Below are 25,807 nucleotides of genomic sequence, written 5' to 3'. Positions count from 1 at the left end.
GTCAGAGTTGTTGAAAGCTGATTATCCGTTTCAAGGGACTCCCAGTTTTCTTTCAAAAAGAGGGGTTGGAAATTACTTCTTAGATTTGAAAGAAGTAGATTTTACGGGAGAAAGGGCTGAAACCTATTATCGCAGATATATTATTAATAACTGTGGATTATATCTTCCCGAAAAATATTCCTCTGTAACGGGAAATTATACAAAACATATGACTACAAGTTACGGATTTCTTCTTACACAGGATTTTACAAAATCCGTATCTACCCCCCCTACTGGTTGCTGGAAATGGATTGATGGCAAACCTGATGATTCTGTAATGAACTCCCTTTCAAAATCATTTGATTATATGTTTTATTACCAAACCCTTTGGGATGGTAGTTTTTTTTACAGTTGCCCTAAGAACCCTTAAATCACACGAGGAAATGCAATAATGCCTCAAACTAAAAAATTTGTTTTGGATTTGTCTGGAAATTATACAAGTGAAGTACTGTCTTATTATTTATGGGGACAGAAAACACCTCCGTCTAAAACGGATATTTTGTCAGATAAATGGATAAAACGAGCCAATGAAGAAGCGGTTGTTTTGCATATTGACAGTAAGCAATTTTTGGATAAAACCGGATTAGAGAAATTTCATCCTTACAAATTTAGGCTAATTGAACGTTTTTTCAATACCGAACATGAATCTGGAAGTATGAATATTAAGGAGGTTATTAAACAGTTCCCCAATCAAATAAAATATCTGTCTAATGGGGAGATTTCTCTTTCATATGAAGCTGCAAGAAATTTTATTTATCTTAAAGATAGTACATTATTTAAGGACTCTGCACTTCTTTTGAAGGACTACTATTTTTATTGGGACGAAATTTTTAATGCTGAAAATATCAGCAAAAATGCTTTTGTCTTTGGTTCAGTTAAAATGACCTTAGATAAGGATAATATCCGCTTTGTTGTAGATAAAGATGGAAATCCTTTGCGCATTGAAAACTTTAAAATATTTCCCTATAGCAACATAGATACAGTAGAAGGAGATAATGAAAAAAAAGACTTTCAAGATAACTTTGATTTTAAGGGAAATGGCAGCTTAACAGATGTTGTCAACACTTTACTTGACCGTATAACTGATCCTTTCAGCATTGGTAAAAAAGTCTTGTTTCAATATATCGGTGTTGATGCACTGGAAGGTAAAACTATTCACCCTATGGAATATGATAATACTATTATTCATCCCTATATTGATCCTTATGTTCGACCTAAATTTGAGGCTTATGTCCAACCTCAAATCAATAAGATGAGGATGATATCAAGATTATTAGGTTTCTTGAAGGAGTTTCAATCTATTCAAAATTCAGGCGTAATTGATTATTTGAATGATGCTAATCAATTGGTTATCTATGGAACTCAGTCGAAGGATACTTTGAATGATTACAAGATCAAAAAGATTTTGAGTGTGGATATCGAAAAAACTGACACTCAGGAGCAGGAGTTGGATTTAAGTAAAAATATTGATTTGAATACTATCAGTACCCAGATAAATACTTTAATTAGTTCATTATTCCCTCCCAGTGTCAATATAGCGAAAGAGCTGGGACTATTTAATGAATTGATGCAACAGATAACCGAGTTAAACCATTATCAGAAATATACGAAATATGGTGCAACCTATATTGCAGGAGAAGGTAACGATACCCTTATCGGTACTGAATATTCAGACCGTTTCTTAGGCGGCAACGGCGACGATACCTACCGTATCAACGGTTTAGACAATGTCTTCGACAGCGACCACAAGGGGTCAATCGTGTTTTCAGACGACGTCCGCGCGTCCCGTTTTATCCGAAACAGCGAAAGCGACGATACTTGGTTGAGCGTGGGTGCGGACGGTAAGCCTGACGGTTTGATGACGGCGGTGCGTCCTGCTCTTTCCCATTCGCTGCTGGTGAAGCACGGCAAGGATATGGCGGTCATCCGCGGTTTCTTTGAAGGCGAAAAATCGGATGTTTCGGCTTTGGGAATCACATTGGCGACCAAAGAGAAGCCTGCCATGCCCGATTCGGAAGCCGGGGAAGGCGCTTTGGTGCGTACCGACGGGGTCGGAGCAGCGGACAAGTACAATGTGTTCTATGCGAATGCGCAAGACCGTTGGTTTAATCTGACGGGCGGCAATAAGGATGATGTGCTGTTTGCGGGCGGGGCGGGCAGGCTGACGGTGTCGGCAGGTGCGGGCAACGACCGTGTGTACGGAAGCTACGGCGCGGACGTCATCAACGGCGGCGAGGGCAACGATTTGTTGAACGGGAGCAATTTTGCGGGCAACAAAACCGAGGCGCAGAAGGCGGAAGACCGCGACATCATCATCGGCGGCGCAGGCCGGGATTTGATTTACGGCGGCGTGGGCGACGATGTGATTTATTCGGAGCTGACAGACAGCCATCTGTCGGAAACGGGTTCGTCCGAACGCGGCGACTGGGTTGCTGCGGGCGAGGGTGATGATGAGGTTTTCGGCAGCGCAAACCGCGATTTGATTACGGGCGGCGAAGGCAGCGATACGGTCTTCGGCGGCGCGGGCGACGATGTGATTCTGGGCGACGGCTTTTTGCGCGCCGGCAGCCGGGGACATTATATTTCCACGGGTGGCGGGGACATTTATTTCAATTACGGTACGGTTGCGCCCGTCATGCCGTTGGTGCCGGGCTTGGTCATGCCGCGTCCGGTGCGGATTCCTGCCGGTACGCTGAGCTACGAATATACTTGGGGCGACGGTAAATGGGATCCGAACTTTCTGAACAGCGCAAGCCGTACGCACAACGATACGGATGCTTGGGATGTTGTGATTGACGCCGAGACCGGCGATTACGCGCTGACGGCGAAAATTGCGCCTTCGGACAATGTACACCGCGTTGCTGCGGGCGGTGCGGCGGATGTGCTGCATGGCGGCGCGGGCAATGATTTGCTTGTCGGTCAGGACGGCAACGATGTGCTGTACGGCGGTTCGGGCAATGATATTTTGTGGGGCGACGACAACCGCGACGCTGCGGTATCGGGAGACGATTATCTGGACGGCGGAGAGGGCGACGACAGGCTCTACGGCGGCAAGGGACACGATACGCTGGCAGCGGGCGCAGGACGCGACCTGCTCGACGGCGGCGAGGGTTTCGATTCTTATCTCTTTGCGTCCCGCGATTTGCAGAATGCCGATGATGTGAAAACCATACGCGATGCGGGCGGGGAAGGTGCGATCTTTATCGACGGCGTTGCGCTCGACAGTACGGTTTGGACGGTGGATGCCGATAAGCCTGATGTCTGGCATTCGGCTCAAGGTTGGACGCTGGCTTTGATGGGCACAACCCTGGTTTTGACGGGCGCGACGTTCCAAGGACAGATTGCGATAGAGAATTTCCGCGATGGAATGTTTGGATTGGCGTTGCCTGCGCCCAATGCTGCGCCGCAGGCGGATAAGGCGGTTGAAACTTTGTCGGTATCGGCGGATAAGCTGTTCAGCCATCAGCTTGCGGATGATTTGTTCCGCGACGACAAGGGTGTCGTGCGCTATGAATTAACTTTGGCGGACGGCTCGCCCCTGCCCGAAGGTTTGGCGTTTGATTCGGCAAGCCGTACTTTGAGCGGCAAAGTGTCGTCTGAAACGGATAAATTGGTTCTGAAAATCAGTGCGTTCGATGACGAGGGTTTGTCGGCGTCCCAAGATTGGACGTTGGCAATCGGGGCGGAAAACCATGCGCCCGAAGTGCAGGGTCGTCTGAATACGCAATACGCACGCGCGGGACAGGAATGGAAGTTTGCATTGCCGGAGGGATTGTTTGCCGATAAAGACGGTGATGCGCTGACTTACCGCGCGACGCTTGCCGATGGTGGCAGACTACCTGAAGGCATGGATTTTGACGGTAAACGCGGCGTATTCGGCGGCAGGGTTCTGCAATCGGGCAGCTTTGATTTGAAAATTACGGCAGCCGATACGCAGGGTGCAACGGCAGAAGCCGCTATGCGCTTGGAAGTATTGGGACGTGCGTCGGGACAAGACAGGATTTTGACCGGAACGGACGGCGAAGATCTGCTGCGCGGCGGCTTGGATAGTGATGTGCTGGCAGGCGGTGCGGGCAATGATACGCTGTATGGCGGTATAAACAGCAGCGATGTTTACCTTTTTGCAGCGGGACACGGACACGATACCGTCAGGGATGCGACTTATCAGGGCGGTAAATTTACCGATACGCTGCGCTTCGATGGCGCGGTTTCCGGTTTGGTCAGATTTATCCGCAGCGGCAACGATTTGACCGTCAAGGCATACGGCGAAGACGATTCGGTAACGGTCGCCAATTATTTCCAGTCGGTTGCCAACCGTCATGTACGTTTCGAGTTCGCTGATAAAACCTTGGATGCGGAAGCCATGAAAACGGCGGCTATGGAAATATATGGCTCCGATACAGGCGCGACGCTGACGGGCTGGCACGGCAACGATACGATTCATGGCGGCGCGGGCAACGATAAAATTTACGGCGGCTACGGCAAAGACACGATTATCGGCGGGAAAGGCGATGATTATCTGGCAGGCGGTATCAACACTGCGGATACTTACGTTTTCGCGGCGGGACACGGCAAAGATACAGTAGCCGACGGCTCAACCCGCGCGGGCGTGTTTACCGACCGTTTGGTGTTTGAAGGGGGGAAACAGGCAGATGCCGTGTTCGCACGCGCCCAAGACAGCCTGCTGATCCGTGCTTTCGGTGAAGGGGATGAGGTGAAGGTTGAGCATTACTACGCTTCGGCACAATCGCGAGACCTCAGTCTGAGTTTTGCCGATCAGATGGTGAATCCTGCACAATTGTACGAACGAGTACAGCATATTGTCTGATTGAAGGCTTGGGGAATGTGTAAAGGTCGTCTGAAAACCTGGAAACGGGTTTCAGACGACCTTTTCTGTTTTTGAGATTTAGACTGGGGCTCATTCGATAATGGCGGTATTTTGTCTCATAAAGCGCCGTCTTCCGCATTAAAAATGCTCGTAAGATGTTCAATCTTGCTGTGCTTTTTGCCTTGAATCCGGCATTTTCTGTGCCCAAAACCGACTCATTTCAAATTGTCAGTCTGCCCTGAAGCAGGTCTTTGCTATAACGGAGTTTGCTTATCACGACTTATTTTTCGTATTGGAAGCCGGTCTTGATTTGTAATTTCAATATGGGGAATTATTAAAAACTATCATATCGGTTTGTTGCATTGTTAAATAAAAATACCATATCTTGTGTTCTTATGATTTAATTCACACCATATATTGTATTTATGCGTGGCAAGTCATGGCAGCGTTGAAATTCACAATCGAGCAAATTGTCTGGCAGGAAGTGCCGGGTGAAGTGTCGCTGGCGTTTCTGTTTTCCGGCTGCCCGCTGCGCTGCAAGGGCTGCCATAGTGCCGATGCGTGGAAAGAGGGTGTCGGCACGGAATTGACCGAGGATTATTTGAGAGGTCGTCTGAAACGCTATCGCGGGCTGATTAGCTGCGTGTTGTTTATGGGCGGGGAATGGCAGCCGGAAGCCTTGCAGAAAATGTTGGGCATCGTGACGCAGGCGGGGTTGAAAGCCTGTTTGTACACCGGTTTGGAGTGTGAGGAGCTGGAGGCGGTTTCAGACGGCATCCTGCCTTATCTGACGTATCTGAAAACCGGCCGTTGGCAGATGGAGCTGGGTGGCTTGGACAGCCCGACAACCAATCAGAAATTTATCGATTTGCGCACGGGCGAGGTGTTGAACCGCTTGTTTATCAAAGACAAACCCGCGCCCAAAATCATCCCGATTACGACTCAGCCGCAGGCGGCCGCTTTTCAGACGGCCTGAGGCTTTTTATCCAACCCACACAGGAGGAATTAACATGATTCGGCTGCATCCCGAACAGTTAAACGGCAAACTGCAATTCATGCACGACTACATCAGCGCGCAAAACGCGGCGGACGGCTCGAAAATGGACGCCAACGCCAACGTTACCCAGAAAAACATCGCCACGATGGAAGCGGAAATCATGAAAGACTTTTTCGTGCAGATTAACCGCGCCCAAGTGTCGCGCAAAATCGCCGAAATTTTCGACCAATCCGTCGCCGACGAATACATCCGCCAGATTGAGGCGCATGAGATTTATGTGCACGACGAAACCAGCCTCAAGCCTTATTGTGTGTCGGTTACGCTGTATCCTTTCCTGCTTGACGGCTTAAGCAAACTCGGCGGCGAATCCAAAGCGCCGCAGCATTTGGCATCGTTTTGCGGCTCATTTATCAATCTTGTGTTTGCCATCAGCGCGCAGTTTGCCGGCGCGGTGGCGACGGTGGAGTTTCTGACCTATTTCGATTACTTCGCCCGCAAAGACTACGGCGACGATTATTTGGAAACCCACGGCAAAGAAATCGCCAACCATATGCAGCAGGTGGTGTACAGCATCAACCAGCCCGCTGCCGCACGCGGCTATCAGAGCGTGTTTTGGAATATTTCCGTTTACGATCAATACTATTTCGATGCGATGTTCGGCGATTTCGTCTTTCCCGATTTCAGCAAACCGGTGTGGGCGAGCGTAGCGAAGCTGCAAAACTTCTTCCTCAAATGGTTCAATCAGGAGCGCAGCAAAGCCGTTTTGACCTTCCCCGTCGTGACCGCTGCGATGCTGACCGACGGTGGCAAATGCAAAGACACCGTGTTTGCCGATGAAATGGTGAAAGAGTTGGCGGAAGGCAATTCCTTCTTCGTCTATCTTTCCGACAACCCCGACTCGTTGGCTTCCTGCTGCCGTCTGCGCAACGCCATTGAAGACCGTACCTTCAGTTACACCCTCGGCGCGGGCGGCGTGGCAACCGGTTCCATCAATGTCATCACCATCAACATGAACCGGTTGGAACAAGACGGGCGCGACCTTGCCGTCGAAGTCGCCAAAATCCACAAATACCAATACGCCTACCGCAAACTGATGGAAGAATACCAAGCCGCCGGAATGCTGCCCGTTTACGATGCAGGTTTCATCACGCTGGACAAACAGTTCCTCACCATCGGTATCAACGGTATGGCGGAAGCCGCCGAATCGCAAGGCATCAAGGTCGGCTACAACGACGACTACATCAACTTTGTCCAAGGTCGTCTGAAAACCATATTCGAAGCCAACCAAGCCGCCAGCAAACACTACGGCGTGAAGTTCAACACTGAGTTTGTTCCCGCCGAAAACCTTGGCGTGAAAAACGCCAAATGGGACAAAGCCGACCGCTACAAAGTCAGCCGCGAATGCTACAACTCCTATTTCTACGTCGTCGAAGACGAAGAAATCAACGCGCTCGACAAATTCCTGCTGCACGGCAAAGAACTGGTGGACTGGCTCGACGGCGGCTCCGCGCTGCACCTGAACCTTGACGAAGCCCTGCCCGAATCCGGCTACCGCTCGCTCTTGGACATCGCCGCGCAAACCGGCTGCAACTACTTCTGCGTGAACGTGCGCATCACCATTTGCAACGAATGCGGCCATATCGACAAACGTACCCTGCACGCCTGTTCCGCCTGCGGTTCGCACGACATCGACTACGGCACCCGCGTTATTGGTTATCTGAAACGCGTATCCGCATTCAGTAGCGGACGGCGCAAAGAACACGCACTACGGCATTACCACCGCAAAGCGGCTTGATGGTATTGAATAGATAAAGGTCGTCTGAAAACCGGTTTGGGTTTTCAGACGACCTTTTAGGTTTTATCTATGACTTAATAAAGGATGGACAAGTTTAAACTGCGGTATTTAGAAAGTTTAAACTCAATTAGCCTATGAGGCTGAGAATAAGAAAAACGACCGATACGCTGTACCGGTCGTTTTTTACGAATACCTGCTAAATTAGAACCAAGCTTTGATCAAAGCGGCAGTACCTGCGATACCGCCAATCAGACCGACAGCACCGGCAGCGGTACCCATTGCACCGTTGATTTGGTCTCGTTTGTTGGCGCGTTTTTCACGTTCCAATGCCAGCTCTTCGGAAACGTTTGTACGTTGGCGACGGTGTTGTTCCAGGTTGTTCCGGTTCTGCGCGGGAAAGTTGGGCAGAGACGCGGTTATTTCTTGTTTTGAGGGCAGCAGAGTCCTTGCTGACAATAAAATCGCCTACGGAGCTTCTTTAAAATTAACTGCGTAAGTAATTAAGTGTCAACAGGCTTGCATACAAAGGTTTGTATCGTTTAGTCGAGCCATATTTCATAGACAAAAAGAAATTGTCCCAGCAATTGAGACAATCTGAAATAAAAATATAATTAAGCCGGAAGACAGGTAGGCTGCCCATAGCTAAGATTTCTTTGGACTGTTTAATTTATGCTGCCGAATTTGCCGCTTTTGAAATCGCTGATGGTTTGGCGGATTTCTTCGGCGGTGTTCATCACAAACGGGCCATAGCCGACGACAGGTTCGTCAATTGGGACGCCGGAGAGCAAAAGGATTTTGACTTCTTCGCTGCCGGCTTCTATGTGTACGTTGCCGCCGCTTTTCTCAAAGCCGACCAGTTGTCCTGCGCCTGCCTGCTCTTTGCCGTTTAGGGTAACGTTGCCCCGCAGGACGACCATGGACAGGTTGTGGGTTTCAGGTATTTCCAATACGGCTTTTTTACCGTCATTCAAAACGATGTCCCAGACGTTCATTTCGGTGAAGGTGTCGGCTGCGCCTTTTACGCCTTTGTATTCTCCGGCAATCAGCCGCAGGCAGCCTGCTTCGTCAGGGAACTCAACCACGGGGATACCGGCTTTGGCGAGATGCTGATAGCGCGGCGGCGTGTTTTTGTCTTTGGCGGGCAGGTTGACCCAAAGTTGGACCATTTCAAACAGTCCGCCTTTTTTGCTGAAGTTTTCGGAGTGGAATTCTTCATGGATGATGCCCGAGCCTGCGGTCATCCATTGCACGTCGCCTTCGTAAATGATGCCGCCTCCGCCGCTGGAGTCGCGGTGTGCCACTTCGCCGTGGTAGGCGATGGTAACGGTTTCAAAGCCTTTGTGCGGGTGTTGGCCGACACCGCGCGGGCTGCGGGCTTCGTTGGGGGAAAATTCATAGGGTGCGGCGTAGTCGAGCATCAGGAAAGGGTTGGTGCCGCGGTCGTCCCCCATGTGGGAGAACAAGGGTTGGACGAGGAAGCCGTCGCCGACCCAGTGTTGGCTGTTTGCACGGTAGATTTGTTTGACGTTGCGCATGATGAGGTTCCTTCTTGCGGGGTCGTCTGAAACCTTTTCAGACGACCTTTGTGTAATGAAATTAATAATGTCATGGTTGCCATACTTTGTTGCATGTATTATATGGGGTACAAACTTATTCGCAAGTACGCACAATTTTTATACTGTTATTCGGAGGTCAATAATGGCGGAAACAGAACCGACACACGGCGCCTGCTGTCCGGTCGTTAATACTTTGGATATTATCGGCGGCAAGTGGAAGGTGTTGATTTTATATTATTTACACGGGGAAACTCGACGATTCAACGAATTGCAGCGTCTGCTGGCGGGCGTTACCCAGCGGATGTTGACGTTGCAGCTGCGCGAGTTGGAGCACGACGGTATTGTCCATCGCGAAGTGTATCCGCAGGTGCCGCCGAAGGTGGAGTATTCGTTGACCGCGTTCGGACGGACATTGATGCCCGTCATCGAGGCGATGCACCGCTGGGGTGAGCAATATGCCGCAGAATGTGTGAAACACAGAAAGCAGCCGCAGGAATAAGTCGTTTCAGACGACCTTTAGTCCGTCCGAGCAGGACAAGGTCGTCTGAAAGGGGCATATATCATGCTGTTCTTTTGTTTTATAATGACAACAGCCGATGTAAATAAAGTAATCAGGGATGAATATGAAAAAAACAGTTATTGCATTGCTTCTTGCCGTATGTGCAGGTACTGCGGGGGCGGCGGATACTTATGGCTACTTGGTCATGTGGCAGAATCCTGCGGATGGCGGCAGTGCCGTACAGCTTAAAACAACCAAAGAAAATGCTTCGCAACTGGAAGCAAATGCCGAATTGGAGGCTTTCTGCCGCGCACAAGATACCCTTTCGGGCGTGCAGCAGGGGCAGGCGACGGGGTGTAAGTCGGTTATTCCGCTTCACAATACCTGTATTGCGCTCGCTTATCCGAAAGCGCAAGGCGGTCTGACGGCGGAAAATGTAGTTGCCATTACTTCTCCGCGTTTTAAAAGCGTCCATCAGACTGCGTTGAACCAATGTATTAAAAAATATGGGACGCAAGGTCAATGTGGTTTGGAAATTGCGTATTGTACGTCCGCTGATTTATATAGCGGTCAGGTCAGGGCGTTTTGGAACCGCTTGAAATCGTTGTAAGTCATTGAGTTGATTTTTATGGTGCAGCGATTTAAGACAAAAAAAGGTCGTCTGAAAAATCGGATTTCGATTTTTCAGACGACCTTTGCTATGTCCCGGTCATCTCTGCGTTTTCATTTAAGGTAGCAAGGCGCAGGCAAAACAGAACGCCATTCCCTTTGAATCTGCGCGCAGCACCATCATTGCGAATATCAAGCCGAATCATGATGCGGATGATAAAGAGAGTCGTCTGAAAGCAGAAAAGAGCAGCTCATCCTCCTTTTCAGAGGATCTTTGCTTGAAAAATGATGGTTTTACGGCTTCCTTTATCCGTTTCGGAATAAGCGTTATAAGAAAGTATTCTTTGTGTTTGCCGTAATTTCACTTAGAATGCTGCCCTTGCACACTTTTTCTTCAGGAGAGGATTATGTTGAAAAAATTCGTACTCGGCGCCATGACCGCATTGGTTTTGGCGGCCTGCGGCGGAGAGGGCGGCAGCGCGTCTTCTTCTGCTCCCGCCCAAACTGCCAGCGCTTCAGGTTCTTTAATCGAGCGTATCAACAATAAAGGGACGATTACCGTCGGCACCGAAGGCACTTACGCGCCGTTTACCTACCATGACAAAGACGGCAAGCTGACCGGCTACGATGTGGAAGTTACCCGCGCCGTTGCCGACAAACTGGGCGTAAAAGTCGAATTTAAAGAAACGCAATGGGATTCGATGATGGCAGGTTTGAAGGCAGGACGTTTCGACGTGGTGGCAAACCAAGTCGGTCTGACCAGCCCCGAACGCCAAGCGACATTCGACAAATCCGAACCTTACAGCTGGAGTGGTGCGGTTTTGGTTGCGCGTAACGATAGCAACATCAAATCCATTGACGACATCAAAGGTGTCAAAACCGCGCAATCCCTGACCAGCAACTACGGCGAAAAAGCCAAAGCTGCGGGTGCGGAACTCGTACCGGTGGACGGTTTGGCGCAATCGCTGACCCTGATTGAACAAAAACGCGCCGATGCAACGTTGAATGATGAATTGGCAGTTTTAGACTATCTGAAGAAAAACCCGAATGCCGGCGTGAAAATCGTTTGGTCTGCGCCAGCCGATGAAAAAGTCGGTTCCGGCTTGATTGTCAATAAAGGCAATGACGAAGCCGTGGCGAAATTTAGCACGGCAATTAACGAGCTGAAAGCCGACGGCACGCTGAAAAAACTGGGTGAACAATTCTTCGGAAAAGACATCAGTGTTAAATAATTTTCTTGCTTCGCTGCCGTTTATGACGGAAACACGCGCCGATATGATTGTCAGCGCGTTTTTGCCTATGGTCAAAGCCGGTTTTATGGTCTCGCTGCCGCTGGCGGTGGCGTCGTTCCTGATCGGGATGGTGATTGCCATCGCCGTGGCTTTGGTGCGGATTATGCCTTCGGGCGGCATCGTGCGGAAAATCCTGCTGAAACTGGTGGAAACTTATATTTCCATCATCAGGGGGACGCCGCTGCTGGTGCAGCTTGTGATTGTGTTTTACGGGCTGCCGTCCGTCGGTATTTTCATCGATCCGATTCCCGCCGCCATCATCGGCTTTTCGCTTAATGTCGGCGCATACGCTTCCGAGACTATACGCGCGGCGATTTTGTCCGTACCGAAAGGGCAGTGGGAGGCGGGTTTCTCCATCGGCATGACCTATATGCAGACTTTCCGCCGCATCGTCGCGCCGCAGGCATTCCGCGTTGCCGTGCCGCCTTTGAGCAACGAGTTTATCGGTTTGTTTAAAAACACCTCGCTCGCAGCGGTGGTGACGGTAACGGAATTGTTCCGCGTCGCTCAGGAAACGGCAAACCGTACCTACGACTTCCTGCCCGTCTATATTGAAGCCGCTTTGGTTTACTGGTGTTTCTGCAAGGTTCTGTTCCTGATTCAGGCGCGCTTGGAAAAACGCTTCGACCGCTATGTCGCCAAATAAGGGAAAGCCATGATTAAAATCCGTAATATCCGCAAAACCTTCGGCGAAAACACCATTTTGCGCGGCATCGATTTGGATGTCGGCAAAGGGCAGGTGGTCGTCATCCTCGGACCTTCCGGCTCGGGTAAAACGACGTTTCTGCGCTGCTTAAACGCGCTGGAAATGCCTGAAGACGGACAAATCGAGTTCGACAACGAGCGACCGCTGAAAATCGATTTTTCCAAAAAACCGACAAAGCACGACATCTTGGCTCTGCGCCGCAAATCCGGCATGGTGTTCCAACAATACAACCTTTTCCCGCACAAAACTGCGTTAGAAAACGTGATGGAAGGTCCGGTTGCCGTACAGGGTAAGCCTGCCGCCCAAGCGCGCGAAGAAGCTTTGAAATTGCTGGAAAAAGTCGGCTTGGGCGACAAGGTTAACCTTTATCCTTACCAACTTTCCGGCGGTCAGCAACAGCGTGTCGGCATCGCCCGCGCACTGGCGATTCAGCCCGAACTGATGTTGTTTGACGAACCCACTTCCGCGCTGGATCCCGAATTGGTGCAAGACGTATTGAACGCCATGAAAGAATTGGCGCAGGAAGGTTGGACGATGGTCGTCGTGACCCACGAAATCAAGTTTGCGCTGGAAGTTGCCACTACCGTTGTCGTCATGGACGGCGGCGTCATTGTAGAGCAGGGCAGTCCGAAAGAATTGTTCGAACACCCTAAACACGAACGGACGCAGAAATTCCTGCGGCAAATCCGTAAGGATTCGGCGGATTATCAAAATTAAGCCGTTTCGTTACATCAAAGGTCGTCTGAAAACGAGTACAGCGGGTTTCGCTAAAGCTTCTGCCGTTTTCAGACGACCTTTTTCCATCATGGATTCACGTTGAAACGCTACGGCACCAACGAACGGCGACATCACGCTGTTTTCGCTATAAAATACCGCCTTTCCCATTTTTCCGCCCGTCCCTTACCATCATGATTGAAATCAAGAACCTCACCCTGCAACGCGGTTTGAAAGTCCTGTTCGACAAAGCCAACGCCACCGTCAATCCCGGTCAACGCGTCGGTTTGATCGGTAAAAACGGGACGGGCAAATCCAGCCTGTTTGCCTTAATCAAGGGTGAAATCACTCAGGACGGTGGCGATATCTCGATTCCGAAAAATTGGCGGATGGCTTCCGTTTCCCAAGAAACGCCCGACTTGGACATCTCCGCGTTGGACTACGTTTTGCAGGGCGATGCCGAGTTGCAGGCTTTTCAGACGACCTTGGCGCAGGCGGAAGCACAAAATGACGGCATGAAGCAGGCGGAATACCATGCCAAATTGGAAGAAATCGACGCCTATACCGCGCCGGCCCGTGCGGCGAAATTGCTGAACGGACTGGGTTTTTCGCAAGAAGAACACAGCCGTCCCGTCAAATCCTTTTCCGGCGGCTGGCGTATGCGCCTGAACCTTGCGCAAGCCTTGATTTGCCGCGCCGATCTGCTCTTACTTGACGAACCGACCAACCACTTGGATTTGGAAACCGTTTTGTGGCTGGAAAACCATCTTGCCTCTTTACCCTGCACGCAAATCATCATTTCCCACGACCGCGATTTTCTCAATGCGGCCACCACTCAAACTATTGAATTGTCGCAGCAAAAACTCACGCAATACGGCGGCAATTACGATTTTTACCAAACCGAACGTGCGCAGCGTCTCGCGCAGCAACAAGCTGCTTATGTCAAACAGCAGGCGCAAATCAAACATCTGCAATCGTTTATCGACCGCTTCAAAGCCAAAGCCACCAAAGCCGTTCAAGCGCAAAGCCGCATGAAGGCATTGGCGAAGCTCGAGCGCATCGCTCCCGCGCATCTGGACAGCGAGTTTTCCTTCGAGTTTTACAATCCCGACCATCTGCCCAATCCCTTGCTGAAGCTGGAACACGCTGATTTGGGTTACGAAGGCAAAACCGTCCTGCACGACATTACTCTGTCGCTGGAAAGCGGTGCGCGTTACGGGCTATTGGGTGTCAACGGCAGCGGTAAATCTACATTTATCAAAGCCTTGGCAGGCAAAATCGATTTGCTCTCCGGCAGCATCGTCCGTTCCGAAAAACTCAATATCGGCTATTTTGCCCAGCACCAGCTCGACACCATCCGCGCCGACCAAAGCCCTGTTTGGCATATTCAGCAGCTTTCTCCCGAAGTACGCGAACAAGAAATCCGAAATTTCCTCGGCGGCTTCAACTTTGTCGGCGACATGGCGTTGCAGAAAACCGAGCCGTTTTCCGGCGGAGAAAAAGCCCGTCTCGCCCTTGCCATGATCATCTGGCAAAAGCCAAATCTGCTGCTGCTTGACGAGCCGACCAACCATTTGGACTTGGATATGCGCCATGCTCTGACGCTCGCGTTGCAAAGTTTTCAAGGCGCATTAATCGTCGTGTCGCACGACCGCAGCCTGCTCGAAGCTACTACCGACAGCTTCCTCCTGATTGACAAAGGTCGTCTGAAAAACTTTGACGGCGATTTAAACGATTATCGTCAATGGAGGTTGGCGCAGGAAAACGCCACCGCCGCACCTGCCGCTTCCGCGCAAAGCCAAAACCGCAAAGACACCAAGCGTATCGAAGCACAAATCCGTCAAGAAAAAGCCCGACGCGGCAAGCCGATACAGCAGAAAATCGACAAAGCCGAAAAAGAAATGGCACAGCTTTCCGAAATTCAAACGGCATGTGAAACATTTTTGGCACAAGAAGAAGCCTATTCGGACGAAAATAAAACAAAATTACAACAAACCCTCGCACAATTAACAGAAATTAAAGTAAAATTAACACAAATAGAAGAAAACTGGCTTTTGTGGCAGGAAGAGCTGGAGCAAATCCTGACGGAAATCGACGCAGAATTTACATAACTATAAATACTTCGCAGCGAGGGTTTCCGTACTTGCCTTCAGAAGCCGCCAAAAAATACAGTTCGGCATGGTCATTTCAGACCGTCGGACTGTATATAGTGGATTAACTTTAAATCAGGACAAGGCGACGAAGCCGCAGACAGTACAGATAGTACGGAACCGATTCACTTGGTGCTTCAGCACCTTAGAGAATCGTTCTCTTTGAGCTAAGGCGAGGCAACGCCGCACTGGTTTAAAGTTAATCCACTATAAAAACAAAAATAGGTCGTCTGAAAACTCAAACTACGGAAAATACATGCGTTCACGAATCAAGCAAGGGGCACTTATCGTCGCATCCTCCCTCATTTTGGGCTTATCCCTCCACACCGCAGCAGCCGTCTTCAGCTGCCATTCCGGTAACAGCAAAACCTACACATCGGAACCATCTGGAAACTGCACAGGCGCGGATCTGCCCAAAATCAGCAGCCACCAAGGCGGTGCATACCGTCTGAAAATCAACAAATTAAGCAGCGATACCGAAGAAAAGGCGGCCAAGCCCAAGAAGGCGCGTTCAAAAGAAAAATCGCGGGAAAAGGCGCAAGAGCAGGAGACAAAGAGCAAAAACGCCAAATCACGCGCCAAAAAATCGGATAAAGCCGCAAAAACGTCGTCTGAAAACGAGTGAGGCAATTTTCGCTATAACGAATGAGACGGTTTGGTTTGAAATTAAAAAAGTCAGCCGTCCTATTTGAGAGAATATGCTGGCATTGTTATACTATTACAACTGAATTCAATATCTATCGAACAATTACTTATTCCACATTACGACCTTACCATGAAACAATCATTCCACGCATTGGCAGCTTCATTGCTGATGTTTGCCGCCGCATCAGGCACACAAGCTTCCTCTAAAATCTATACCTGCACAGTCAACGGCGAAGTTGTCTATACTTCGCGCCCATCCGGAAACTGCCATTCGGCAGATTTACCGACCATAGGCAAATACAGCAGCACGCGCTACGATGCTCCCGCTTTAGAAATGCCCGAGCCTGCTGCCGAAGCTCCGTCAAAACGAGCCGGCAACGCAAAACCTGCACCTAAAAATACCGCTAAGGCAAATCCTGCACCTGCGCCCATCCGTCCGGCTCCTGAAGTCGCAGCAACGCCTGCGCCCAAGTCGCCCGGCAGCACTAGCCGCCGTTCGATTTTGGAAACAGAGTTGAGCAACGAGCGTAAAGCATTGGGCGAAGCGCAAAAATCTCTGGCGCAAGCCCGCGTAGCCAAAGGCGGTCATATCAACCAACAGGAAATCAGCAGCCTGCAAAGTACGGTGCTCGACCGCCAGCAAAACATCCAAGCCCTGCAAAGGGAGTTGGGGCGACTGTGATAATTCAGTCAACCGGGTAGAAGATTTAAACTGAATATAAGAAGGACGTTACACTTGTCCTAAATGAAGTTCTATGAAGTCAATCCACGACACAAAAGGTCGTCTGAAAACTGATTTTCCGGTTTTCAGACGACCTTTCCGATTTTTTTGCTTGTTTAAGGATAAGCAATATAAGCGTAAGCCGAGTGGTTGTGTATCGACTCGAAGTTTTCGCTCTCGACGATGAAGCTTTCGATGCGTCCGTCGGCAATCAGCGCGGTGGCTACGTCGCGCACCATGTCTTCTACGAATTTCGGGTTTTCATAGGCTTTTTCGGTAACGTATTTTTCATCGGGGCGTTTGAGCAGGCCGTAAAGCTGACAGCTTGCCTGCGCTTCCACGCAGTCAATGATTTCCTCGATACCGACTTCGGCGTTGGCGGTCAGGCTGACGGTAACGTGCGAGCGTTGGTTGTGCGCGCCGTATTGGGAAATTTCTTTGGAGCACGGGCACAACGAGGTTACGGGTACCATGACTTTCAAATTGTGGCTGTATGCGCCGTTTTCAATTTCGCCCGTCAGGGTAACGTCGTAGTCGAGCAGAGATTGGATGCCGGAAACAGGGGCGGATTTTTTGCGGAAGAAAGGGAAGGAAACGCTGATTTTGCCGGAATGAGAGTTTAAAAGGGCAACCATTTCGGCGGTCAGTTTGTGCAGCCTGTCGAAATCCAAAGCCTCGGTTTGTTGCTCCATCAACGCCACGAAGCGCGACATATGCGTGCCTTTTTGGTCGGCGGGCAGGAAAACCGTCATGGTCAGGCGGGCGACGGTGGATTGGCTGCCTTCGGCGGTATTCAAAGTAATCGGAAAGCGCAGGTCTTTAATACCAACCTGGTTAATCGGCAGATTGCGTAAATCGCGGCTGGATTGCACGTCTGCAATGGCGTTCATGCGTTGTTTGTCCTTAATTGTCGGATTGCTGGGATGTGTGTCGTTTGGAAACGGATTCATGCCGTCCGTTTTGCAAATGCGAGATTATATCACTTGCAAACCGTGTCCGCATTGATTGTTTCTATTTTTCGGATAGTGATAAAATCCTGAATTATTCATATCTTTATAAGGTTGAACCGAGATGAAATTCGCCACCAAAGCCATTCATTCCAGCTACGATTGCGACGAACACAACCGCGCGCTGATGCCGCCGATTTATCAGAACAGTATGTTCGCGCTGCACGAAATCGGCGAGCAGGTTCCCTACCGCTATTCGCGCCTGAGCAATCCGACCCGTCAGGTTTTGGAAGACACGGTTGCCGACTTGGAACGCGGGGCGGCGGGTTTTGCCTTTTCCAGCGGTATGGCGGGCATTGATGCCGTGTGGCGTACCTTCCTGCGCCCGGGCGATACCATCGTTGCCGTCGCCGACATTTACGGCGGCGCGTATGACTTGTTGGTTGACGTATATAAAGAATGGGGCGTGAACGTCGTCTTTGCCGATTTAGGCAACCCCGACCGCTTGGACGAATTGCTTGCCGCGCACAATGTGAAACTGGTTTGGCTGGAGACCCCGTCCAATCCGCTATTGAGATTGGTGGACATCAAAGCACTTGCCACCAAAGCCCACGCCGCCGGTGCATTGGTCGGCATCGACAACACCTTCGCCACGCCGTATCTGCAACAGCCGCTGGAGATGGGCTGCGACATCGTGTTCCACTCCGCCACCAAATACCTTTGCGGACACTCCGACGTATTGATGGGCATCGTCGCTGTCAAAACCAAAGAACTGGCGAAACCGCTGCACGACATGATGGTGCATACCGGCGCGATTGCCGGCCCGATGGACTGCTGGCTGGTGTTGCGCGGCATCAAAACGCTCGCCTTGCGTATGGAGGCGCACTGCAAAAACGCGCTCGACATCGCCCGCCGCCTCGAAGCCCATCCCGCCGTAGAAAAAGTGTTCTATCCCGGCCTGCCGTCGCACGAACATTACGAACTGGCGAAAACCCAAATGCCCAAAGGCATCGGCGGCGTGGTAACGGTTTACCTCAAAAACGACACGCGCGAAGCGGCAAACAGCGTGATTAAAAACATGAAATTGGTCAAAATGGCGTCCAGCCTCGGCGGCGTCGAAAGTCTGATCAACCATTGCTATTCCCAGTCCCACAGTGGCGTGCCGCATGATGTGAAAATGGAAATGGGCATCAAAGTCGGCCTGCTGCGCTTCTCCATCGGTATTGAAGACGCGGATGATATTTGGAACGATATTTCCAAGGCCTTGGATACGACGCTGTAAAGACAAATAGGTCGTCTGAAAAGTGCATGGCAGGTTTTGCTAGAGCGGTTTCAGACGACCTTTTAGCTAACCCCACGTTAGAAAGGCAAAATCATGAAAACCCTTCTCCCCTCCCTGATGACCGCAATGATGCTGACCGCCTGTACTTCGCCTGCTGAAAAACCGCAGCCGTCCCAGCCTGTCACGTCGTCTGAAAAACCATCCGAACCGCGTCAAGCGTCAACGCCGGCTTTGGCAGCGAAATGGTTTGTGGTTTCTTTCGACAAATTCACCGAAAAAGATTTGGCGGGCAGAACGGCTTTTTTGGATTTGAGCAAAATGCCCAAGGCGCATGGCAAGATGGGTTGCAATCATTTGACGCTTCAAGCGCAGGAAGCCGGAGCGGGTAAAATTGATTTTGGTCCGATTGCCACGACGATGATGCTGTGTGAAGACATGAAGCTGGAAGAGGCTTTCTTGAACATGAAAAGCGTGTGGAACTATCGTTTTGACGGCAATGATTTGATTTTGGAGCAAAACGGCAAAACCATGCGCCTGCGCCGTCAGCCGTAAATTTTGAGTTTTATAGTGGATTAAACTTTAAACCAGTACGGCGTTGCCTCGCCTTACCGTACTATCTGTACTGTCTGCGGCTTCGTCGCCTTGTCCTGATTTAAAGTTAATCCACTATAGTTCCGCTTTAAGGTCGTCTGAAAACCGGGCAATCAGGTTTTCAGACGACCTTTCGTCAAGCGAACGGGTATAATACCTCTCGTTTCCCATCCCGCACACACAAGGAATCCCATTATGGCAGCCTCGCCCGAAGCCAAGTTTACCGAAGAAAAAGTCTTGTGGATCAAACACCATACGCCCAAACTGATGACTTTTGCCATCAGCCGCCCCGAATCCTACCGCTTCTCGGCGGGGCAGTTTTCGCGACTCGGTTTTCGCGACGGCGAAGGCTTTATCTGGCGCGCGTATTCCGTCGTGTCCGCCGAATACGCCGACACGCTTGAATATTTTGCCGTTTTGATCGAAGGCGGCCCCATGTCCGCGCGGTTCGCCGCCATGAAAGAGGGCGACACCATACTGCTCGACAAAACCGCTACGGGCTTCCTCCTGCCCGAACGCTTCCCCGACGGCAAGGACTTGGTCATGCTCTGCACCGGTTCGGGCATCGCACCTTTCCTCTCCATCATCGAGCAACCCGAAATCTGGCAGCGTTTCGACCGCTTGATTTTGGCGCACTCAGTTTCTTTCGCCGATGAACTGATTTTCAGACGACGTGTTGAAGCGTTGAAAGACCATCCGCTGATTGGCGAGTATTTCCACAAATTCCGCTTCGTCCCCATTACCACGCGCGAGGAAACCGAAGGCGCGTTGAGCGGCAAGCGCATTCCCGAGCTGCTGAAAGACGGCAGCCTCGAAACATACGCGGGATTCAAGTTCACCAAAGCGGACACGCGCTTTATGGTCTGCGGTAATCCCGCCATGGTCAAAGACACGTTCCAAGCATTGATGGACTTGGGCTTCGCCATGCACCGCAACCGCATCCCAGGCGAAATCATGATGGAAAACGGGTTTTCAGCCCTTTGAAAAAGAAAGGATTTTCCTTGTCCAAACGCAACATTTTCCCCGTCGACAAATCTTTGGAGCAACCCGAACGCGTGATGCTGGTCGGGGTGATGTTGAGTGCGGATTATTCGGGCGCGAACGAAGTGCGCGAGCGGACTTTTCAGACGACCTTGGACGAGGCGGCGGAATTGGTCGCGGCAGCGGGCGGCGAGCTGGTGTTGCGGGAAACCGCCAAGCGCGACAAGGCGCATACGGCTTATTTCGTCGGCACGGGCAAGGCGGAGGAGCTGGCGGCGGCGGTGAAGCTGCACGACATCGGCTTGGCGGTGTTCAACCATGAATTGACGCCGACGCAGGAGCGCAATTTGGAAAAAATCCTGCAATGCCGCGTCCTCGACCGCGTGGGTCTGATTTTGGCGATTTTTGCCAAACGCGCCCAATCGCAGGAGGGTAAATTGCAGGTGGAGCTGGCGCAGTTGAACCATTTGAGCGGGCGGCTGGTGCGCGGCTACGGGCATTTGCAGAGCCAGAAGGGCGGTATCGGCTTGAAAGGGCCGGGCGAGACGCAGTTGGAAACCGACCGCCGCTTAATCGGGCAGAAAATCACGGCGTTGAAAAAACAGTTGGCGCAAGTGAAAAAACAACGTGCCACGCGCCGCAAATCGCGGATGGAGGGTCGTCTGAAAACCTTTGCCATCGTCGGCTACACCAACGCGGGCAAATCCAGCCTGTTCAACCGTCTGACCAAGGCGGACGTGTTGGCGAAAGACCAGCTTTTTGCCACGCTGGATACGACGGCGCGGCGTTTGTTCCTGTCGCACGAGGCGGGCGTGATTCTGACGGATACAGTCGGTTTCGTCCGCGATTTGCCGCACAAGCTGGTGTCGGCGTTTTCGGCGACGCTGGAGGAAACGGCTTTGGCGGATGTGCTGCTGCACGTTGTCGATGCGTCCAATCCCGATTTCGAGCGGCAGATAGACGATGTGAATGTGGTTTTGGAGGAAATCGGTGCGCATGAAGTGCCGCAGCTTGTCGTGTACAACAAAATCGACCTGCTGCCGGAAGGCGTACGCGGGGCGGGCGTGTTGCGGGACAATTCGGGACGCGCCGTCGGCGTGAATATTTCGGTTGCGAAAAGTCTGGGCTTGGACGCTTTGCGCGAGGCGATGATTGAACGGGCATTGGAAAACGGCGGGAAGAGGTCGTCTGAAAACTTTGAGTCCGAATAAAAACAAGGTGTTTTGACTGTCGTTGTTTCTGTATATAGTGGATTAAAATTGCAATGATACGGCGTTGCCAACGCCCTTATGTACTACCCGTACACGGCGGGCGTTGCCGCCTTGTCTCATTTTTATTTTAATCCACTATAGAAAGGGCGGCGGGTCAAATTTCGATTTCGATCATCGTTTGCCGCCGCGTGTTTCAAAAGGTCGTCTGAAAAATAAAGGCCGTTTGGAAAACAAAGATAAATCAGGGAGGGTTTATCTTTATTTCCAAACGGCCGTTTAAAAGGTTTCCCGCTTAGAGGGGGAGGAGGCGGCGTTTTTTCAAAACGTTTTCGTAAATCATCCATGCCGCCAAGCTCAGGTAGGCGACGCTGGACAGGATGCCGATAACGGCAAAAATAGGTAGCAGGCGGTCAATCATGATGTTTTCCCGAGTAAGTAGTTAATGGAAATTTTTGTGTAAAAGCGTAATGTTTTGTATTTTTTACCGCACTGTTTGTACGGAATATGCGCATAGTATGCAGCTTCAAATTGAGTCGGTCAACAAAAATGTTGTGCGTTTTTTCAAAAAAGTTCCATTTTTACATTAAAATAATCGGTAAATTCGCACGATATGCGGTATCAGAACGTAACCGTTCGTCTGTTGATGAGCGGTTATATTATTGAAAAATATAAATAAAAGCAATAAAAATATGCAAATTGTTTTAAAATAAACGTTTTGTAAAATATTTTTAAAAATCTGCTGAAAAGCGACACTTTAATAAAGTTTACATTTTTAAACATTTCAAATCCAAGTTTCAAGCGGCAAACCATCTGCCGGCACACCATCAGGCACATATTATGAATCAAACGGAAAGAACCTGTTTCCATTGCGGTCTGGAAGTCCCCGAACACCTCCATTTGACCGTCCGCTACGAAAATGAAGACCATGAAACCTGCTGCGCGGGTTGTCAGGCGGTGGCACAGAGCATTATTGATGCAGGTTTGGGCAATTATTACAAACAGCGTACCGCCGATGCGGAAAAATCCGAATTGCCGCCGCCGGAAGTGTTGTCGCAACTGAAATTGTACGATTTGCCCGAAGTGCAGGCGGATTTTGTCGAGGTCGGGGAAGGGGATGAACGCGAAGCGGTGTTGATGCTGGGCGGTATTACCTGCGCAGCGTGCGTGTGGCTGATTGAGCAGCAGCTTTTGCGGACGGCGGGCGTGGTGCGCGTGGATTTGAATTACAGTACGCACCGCTGCCGCGTGGTGTGGGACGAGGGCAAAATCGCGCTGTCGGACATTCTTTTGAAAATCCGCAAAACGGGTTATACCGCCGCGCCTTACGATGCGCAAAAAGTCGAGGCGCAGGCGCAGAAAGAGCGCAAACAGTTTATCGTCAGGCTGGCGGTGGCGGGTTTGGGCATGATGCAGACGATGATGTTTGCCGTGCCGACTTATCTTTACGGCGGCGATATCGAGCCGCTGTTTTTGGAAATCCTGCACTGGGGCGGCTTTTTGATGGTGCTGCCCGTCGTGTTTTACAGCGCGTTGCCGTTTTACCGCGGCGCGTGGCGCGATTGGAAAAACCGCCGCGTCGGCATGGATACGCCGATTGCGATTGCGGTCGTAATGACTTTTGTCGCGGGCATTTACAGCCTTGCCGTCAATGCAGGGCAGGGGATGTATTTCGAATCCATCGCCATGCTGCTGTTTTTCCTGTTGGGCGGGCGGTTTATGGAACAAATCGCAAGGCGCCGGGCGGGGGATGCGGCGGAACGGCTGGTGAAACTCGTTCCCGCGTTCTGCCACCGCCTTCCGTCTTATCCCGACAGCGAGGAAATCGAAGAAGCGGCGGTTGTACAGCTTCAGGCGGGCGACGTGATCGTCGTCAAACCCGGCGAAGTCATCCCTGTGGACGGCACGGTGTTGTCCGGCGAGAGCGAAGTGGATGAAGCCATGTTGACGGGCGAGAGCCTGCCTGTCGTCAAAAGGTCGTCTGAAAACGTTACCGCAGGCACGCTCAATACAGGCAGCCCGCTTGTTATCCGAACCGACCGCACCGGCAACAACACGCGCCTGTCGCACATCGTCAAACTGCTCGACCGCGCGCTCGCCCAAAAACCGCGCGCCGCCGAGCTTGCTGAGAAATACGCCTCCAGCTTCGTGTTCGGCGAATTGCTGCTTGCTATCCCCGTCTTCATCGGCTGGACATGGTATGCTGACGCGCAAACCGCCTTGTGGATTACCGTCGCGCTGCTCGTTATCACTTGCCCCTGCGCACTTTCGCTTGCCACGCCGACCGCACTTGCCGCCTCCACAGGCGCGCTTGCCGACGAAGGCGTGTTAATCAGCGGCAAACAAAGCCTCGAAACACTCGCCCAAATCGACGATGTCGTGTTCGACAAAACCGGTACGCTGACCAAAGGACAGCTTTCCGTCAGCCGAATCATCAACTTAGGTCGTCTGAAAACAGCAGAAGCGCTTGCCGCCGCACAAGCCTTGGAACATCAATCCGAACACCCCATCGCCCGCGCCATCTTGAACCACACGCTTTCAGACGACCCCGCCCCTGCGCCCGAATACACAGTTTCCCAACGCGTCAACCGCATCGGACAAGGCGTCAGCGCGCAAATGACCTATAAAGGCGAAACCCAAGTCTGGGCATTGGGACGCGCCGATTTCGTCGCGGGAATAGCCGGCGTGTTGCCTGACGAAGCCGCCGACATCGAACACGCAGGCAGCATGGTATTCCTCGGCAACCAAAGCGGTTTCCAAGCCGTCTTCCTGCTCGAAGACCAAATCAAAGACAGCGCCGCCGCCATGCTCGACACCCTCAAACAACAAGGCATCCGCACCCACCTACTCAGCGGCGACCGCACAAATGCCGTCGCACAAGTCGCGCAGGCACTCGGTTTGGACACCTACCGCGCCGAAGCCGCGCCCGAAGACAAGCTCGCCTATGTTGAAGAATTGCAGAAACAAGGCAGAAAAGTTTTGATGGTCGGCGACGGCATTAACGACGCCCCCGTCCTCGCCCAAGCCGACGTATCCGCCGCCGTCGCAGCAGGCGCTGATGTCGCCCGCGACGGCGCCGATTTGGTCTTGCTCAACGACGACTTGAACATCCTGCCCGCCACCATCGCCCAAGCCCGCCGCACACGCGAAATCATCCGTCAAAACCTCGCCTGGGCAAGCGCATACAACATCATCGCCGTCCCACTCGCCGTCTTGGGTTACGTCAAACCCTGGATCGCCGCATTGGGCATGAGCCTCAGCTCGCTGTTCGTAGTGGGCAACGCGTTGAGGCTGCTGAAGAAGAGGAAATAGGTGGTGTAGAGAAGGAATAGGTCGTCTGAAAAACCGGATTTTGAGTTTTCAGACGAAGTTTTTATTTGGGTGTCGGATTCGGATTTGAGTGTAACTTTCCTGTAAGAAATATTGCTATGGGCGACACATAGCTGACCCAAGACGAACGATACCCTATCCAATACCTGTCCCGCTACTGCAACATCGACGAAATCACCAAACAGCTCAACCGACACGAAAAAACCATCAGCCGCGAAATAAAACGCCACTCCGCCCAAGGGCAGCAATACGGCGCCGAGAAAGCCCAACGACAAAACCGGCTGACCAAACAACGCCGGCGAAAACCCTATAAGCTGATTTGCAGCTGATTCGGCGCATCGACACCTTTATCCGCTACAAGCCCAGAGGCAAAGTGCCCAACCGTGTCGGCATAGAAACGACCAAAAAATCCGCATCGGCGATTGGGAGACCGACACCATCATCGGAAAAGATCAGAAAAAGCGCATTATTGACCTTGGTAGAACGTGTTACCCGCTGCACCATCATCTGCAAATTGAAGAACCTCAAAGCCGAAGACACTGCCCGGGCAGCCCGTTAGGGCATTAAAGGAACATAAGTCGGAGTCCACACCACCACCATGGTTAACGGCAAAGAGTTCTGCCAACATACCAAAATAGCCAAAGCATTAAAGGCGGAAACCTATTTTTGCCGCCCTTACCATTCGTGGGAGAAAGGGCTGAATGAAAACACCAACGGACTCATCCGGCAATATTTCCCCAAACGGACCGATTTCCGAAACATCGGCAATCGGGAGATACGCAGGGTTCGAGATGAGTTGAACCATCGGCCAAGAAAAATACTTGGCTGCGAAACGCCAAGTGTTTTATTTTTGACCTGTTCCAACGACCTGTACCCTAGTGTTGCACTTGAAATCCGAATTCAAGGACCTTTTTAGT

General features: G+C 51.2%; 21 protein-coding genes and 2 pseudogenes. 18 read left to right on the top strand and 5 right to left on the bottom strand.

The window, feature by feature from the left end; translation table 11 throughout:
- From HMPREF2907_RS12935 to nrdD, 4 genes are all read left to right on the top strand, one after another.
- Positions 1-409 (top strand): hypothetical protein (locus HMPREF2907_RS12935; RefSeq protein WP_168165200.1); only part of this gene is annotated, 409 nt, incomplete at its 5' end.
- A 1,197-nt stretch (positions 410-1,606) separates the two neighbouring features.
- On the top strand, positions 1,607-4,867 hold the full coding sequence (locus tag HMPREF2907_RS13190) for a putative Ig domain-containing protein (protein ID WP_070681012.1): 3,261 nt from the start codon (positions 1,607-1,609) through the stop codon (positions 4,865-4,867).
- Between the two features lie 439 nt (positions 4,868-5,306).
- Positions 5,307-5,843: an anaerobic ribonucleoside-triphosphate reductase activating protein gene (nrdG, locus tag HMPREF2907_RS05630; protein WP_070681009.1), complete on the top strand. Its 537-nt coding sequence runs from the start codon at positions 5,307-5,309 to the stop codon at positions 5,841-5,843.
- A 34-nt stretch (positions 5,844-5,877) separates the two neighbouring features.
- The gene (gene nrdD / locus HMPREF2907_RS05625) at positions 5,878-7,659 is read left to right on the top strand and encodes an anaerobic ribonucleoside-triphosphate reductase (protein WP_070681006.1); all 1,782 of its coding nucleotides are present in this window, start codon (positions 5,878-5,880) and stop codon (positions 7,657-7,659) included.
- A 201-nt stretch (positions 7,660-7,860) separates the two neighbouring features.
- On the opposite strand, the pseudogene HMPREF2907_RS05620 reads toward nrdD, so the two are convergent.
- Positions 7,861-8,131 (bottom strand): annotated as a pseudogene (locus HMPREF2907_RS05620) (NGK_0946 family protein); the annotation flags it as partial.
- Positions 8,132-8,321: 190 nt separating this feature from the next.
- Complete coding sequence (locus tag HMPREF2907_RS05615) at positions 8,322-9,194, bottom strand: pirin family protein (protein WP_070681003.1); 873 nt, start codon at positions 9,192-9,194, stop codon at positions 8,322-8,324.
- Between the two features lie 163 nt (positions 9,195-9,357).
- On the opposite strand from HMPREF2907_RS05615, the gene HMPREF2907_RS05610 reads away from it, so the two are divergent.
- The 5 genes from HMPREF2907_RS05610 to HMPREF2907_RS05590 all read left to right on the top strand — a co-directional run bounded on the left by HMPREF2907_RS05610 (position 9,358) and on the right by HMPREF2907_RS05590 (position 13,038).
- Positions 9,358-9,714 carry a winged helix-turn-helix transcriptional regulator gene (locus HMPREF2907_RS05610; RefSeq protein WP_009311490.1) on the top strand — a complete coding sequence of 119 codons (357 nt, stop codon included), beginning with the start codon at positions 9,358-9,360 and terminating at the stop codon, positions 9,712-9,714.
- Between the two features lie 124 nt (positions 9,715-9,838).
- Positions 9,839-10,324, top strand: a complete 486-nt coding sequence (locus tag HMPREF2907_RS05605; RefSeq protein WP_039855981.1) for a DUF4189 domain-containing protein — start codon at positions 9,839-9,841, stop codon at positions 10,322-10,324.
- A gap of 406 nt (positions 10,325-10,730) precedes the next feature.
- A complete protein-coding gene (locus tag HMPREF2907_RS05600; RefSeq protein ID WP_070681000.1) occupies positions 10,731-11,555 on the top strand; it encodes an amino acid ABC transporter substrate-binding protein in 825 nt (274 codons plus the stop codon).
- Positions 11,545-12,261, top strand: a complete 717-nt coding sequence (locus HMPREF2907_RS05595) for an amino acid ABC transporter permease (protein ID WP_003765700.1) — start codon at positions 11,545-11,547, stop codon at positions 12,259-12,261. The genes HMPREF2907_RS05600 and HMPREF2907_RS05595 overlap by 11 nt, the downstream gene beginning before the upstream one ends.
- 9 nt (positions 12,262-12,270) lie before the next feature.
- Positions 12,271-13,038, top strand: coding sequence for an amino acid ABC transporter ATP-binding protein (locus HMPREF2907_RS05590; RefSeq protein ID WP_070680997.1), 768 nt, complete (start codon positions 12,271-12,273; stop codon positions 13,036-13,038).
- Between the two features lie 9 nt (positions 13,039-13,047).
- Here HMPREF2907_RS05590 and HMPREF2907_RS12900 read toward each other — a convergent pair whose 3' ends face one another.
- A complete protein-coding gene (locus tag HMPREF2907_RS12900; protein WP_168165199.1) occupies positions 13,048-13,206 on the bottom strand; it encodes a hypothetical protein in 159 nt (52 codons plus the stop codon).
- Between the two features lie 23 nt (positions 13,207-13,229).
- Between HMPREF2907_RS12900 and HMPREF2907_RS05585 the strand changes: the two genes are divergently transcribed.
- The 3 genes from HMPREF2907_RS05585 (at position 13,230) to HMPREF2907_RS05575 (ending at position 16,512) form a co-directional block, all read left to right on the top strand.
- Positions 13,230-15,146, top strand: coding sequence for an ATP-binding cassette domain-containing protein (locus tag HMPREF2907_RS05585; RefSeq protein WP_070680993.1), 1,917 nt, complete (start codon positions 13,230-13,232; stop codon positions 15,144-15,146).
- Between the two features lie 295 nt (positions 15,147-15,441).
- Positions 15,442-15,810 (top strand): nucleolar protein, encoded by a 369-nt coding sequence (locus tag HMPREF2907_RS05580; RefSeq protein WP_070601934.1) that lies wholly within the window; start codon positions 15,442-15,444, stop codon positions 15,808-15,810.
- Positions 15,811-15,960: 150 nt separating this feature from the next.
- Positions 15,961-16,512 carry a hypothetical protein gene (locus HMPREF2907_RS05575; protein ID WP_070680991.1) on the top strand — a complete coding sequence of 184 codons (552 nt, stop codon included), beginning with the start codon at positions 15,961-15,963 and terminating at the stop codon, positions 16,510-16,512.
- Positions 16,513-16,667: 155 nt separating this feature from the next.
- Here HMPREF2907_RS05575 and folE2 read toward each other — a convergent pair whose 3' ends face one another.
- On the bottom strand, positions 16,668-17,441 hold the full coding sequence (gene folE2, locus HMPREF2907_RS05570) for a GTP cyclohydrolase FolE2 (RefSeq protein ID WP_070680988.1): 774 nt from the start codon (positions 17,439-17,441) through the stop codon (positions 16,668-16,670).
- 181 nt (positions 17,442-17,622) lie between these two features.
- Between folE2 and HMPREF2907_RS05565 the strand changes: the two genes are divergently transcribed.
- The 4 genes from HMPREF2907_RS05565 (at position 17,623) to hflX (ending at position 21,563) form a co-directional block, all read left to right on the top strand.
- Positions 17,623-18,780, top strand: coding sequence for a trans-sulfuration enzyme family protein (locus HMPREF2907_RS05565; RefSeq protein WP_070680985.1), 1,158 nt, complete (start codon positions 17,623-17,625; stop codon positions 18,778-18,780).
- Positions 18,781-18,873: 93 nt separating this feature from the next.
- Complete coding sequence (locus HMPREF2907_RS05560) at positions 18,874-19,332, top strand: META domain-containing protein (protein WP_070491754.1); 459 nt, start codon at positions 18,874-18,876, stop codon at positions 19,330-19,332.
- Positions 19,333-19,566: 234 nt separating this feature from the next.
- The gene (locus tag HMPREF2907_RS05555; RefSeq protein WP_070680982.1) at positions 19,567-20,355 is read left to right on the top strand and encodes a ferredoxin--NADP reductase; all 789 of its coding nucleotides are present in this window, start codon (positions 19,567-19,569) and stop codon (positions 20,353-20,355) included.
- Between the two features lie 17 nt (positions 20,356-20,372).
- On the top strand, positions 20,373-21,563 hold the full coding sequence (gene hflX, locus HMPREF2907_RS05550; RefSeq protein WP_070680977.1) for a GTPase HflX: 1,191 nt from the start codon (positions 20,373-20,375) through the stop codon (positions 21,561-21,563).
- A gap of 292 nt (positions 21,564-21,855) precedes the next feature.
- On the opposite strand, the gene HMPREF2907_RS13535 is transcribed toward hflX, so the two are convergent.
- Positions 21,856-21,981 (bottom strand): hypothetical protein, encoded by a 126-nt coding sequence (locus tag HMPREF2907_RS13535; RefSeq protein ID WP_003757417.1) that lies wholly within the window; start codon positions 21,979-21,981, stop codon positions 21,856-21,858.
- 419 nt (positions 21,982-22,400) lie between these two features.
- On the opposite strand from HMPREF2907_RS13535, the gene HMPREF2907_RS05545 reads away from it, so the two are divergent.
- Both HMPREF2907_RS05545 and HMPREF2907_RS11785 read left to right on the top strand, forming a co-directional pair.
- Positions 22,401-24,872, top strand: coding sequence for a heavy metal translocating P-type ATPase (locus tag HMPREF2907_RS05545; RefSeq protein WP_070680974.1), 2,472 nt, complete (start codon positions 22,401-22,403; stop codon positions 24,870-24,872).
- A gap of 131 nt (positions 24,873-25,003) precedes the next feature.
- A pseudogene (locus HMPREF2907_RS11785) lies at positions 25,004-25,806 on the top strand (IS30 family transposase).
- Position 25,807: the final 1 nt, after the last annotated feature.

It is taken from the genome of Neisseria sp. HMSC055H02 (genome assembly GCF_001813335.1).
Lineage (GTDB): Bacteria > Pseudomonadota > Gammaproteobacteria > Burkholderiales > Neisseriaceae > Neisseria > Neisseria sicca_C.
Note: the sequence above shows the minus strand (reverse complement) of the source record. Positions and strands in the feature narration are given on the sequence as shown.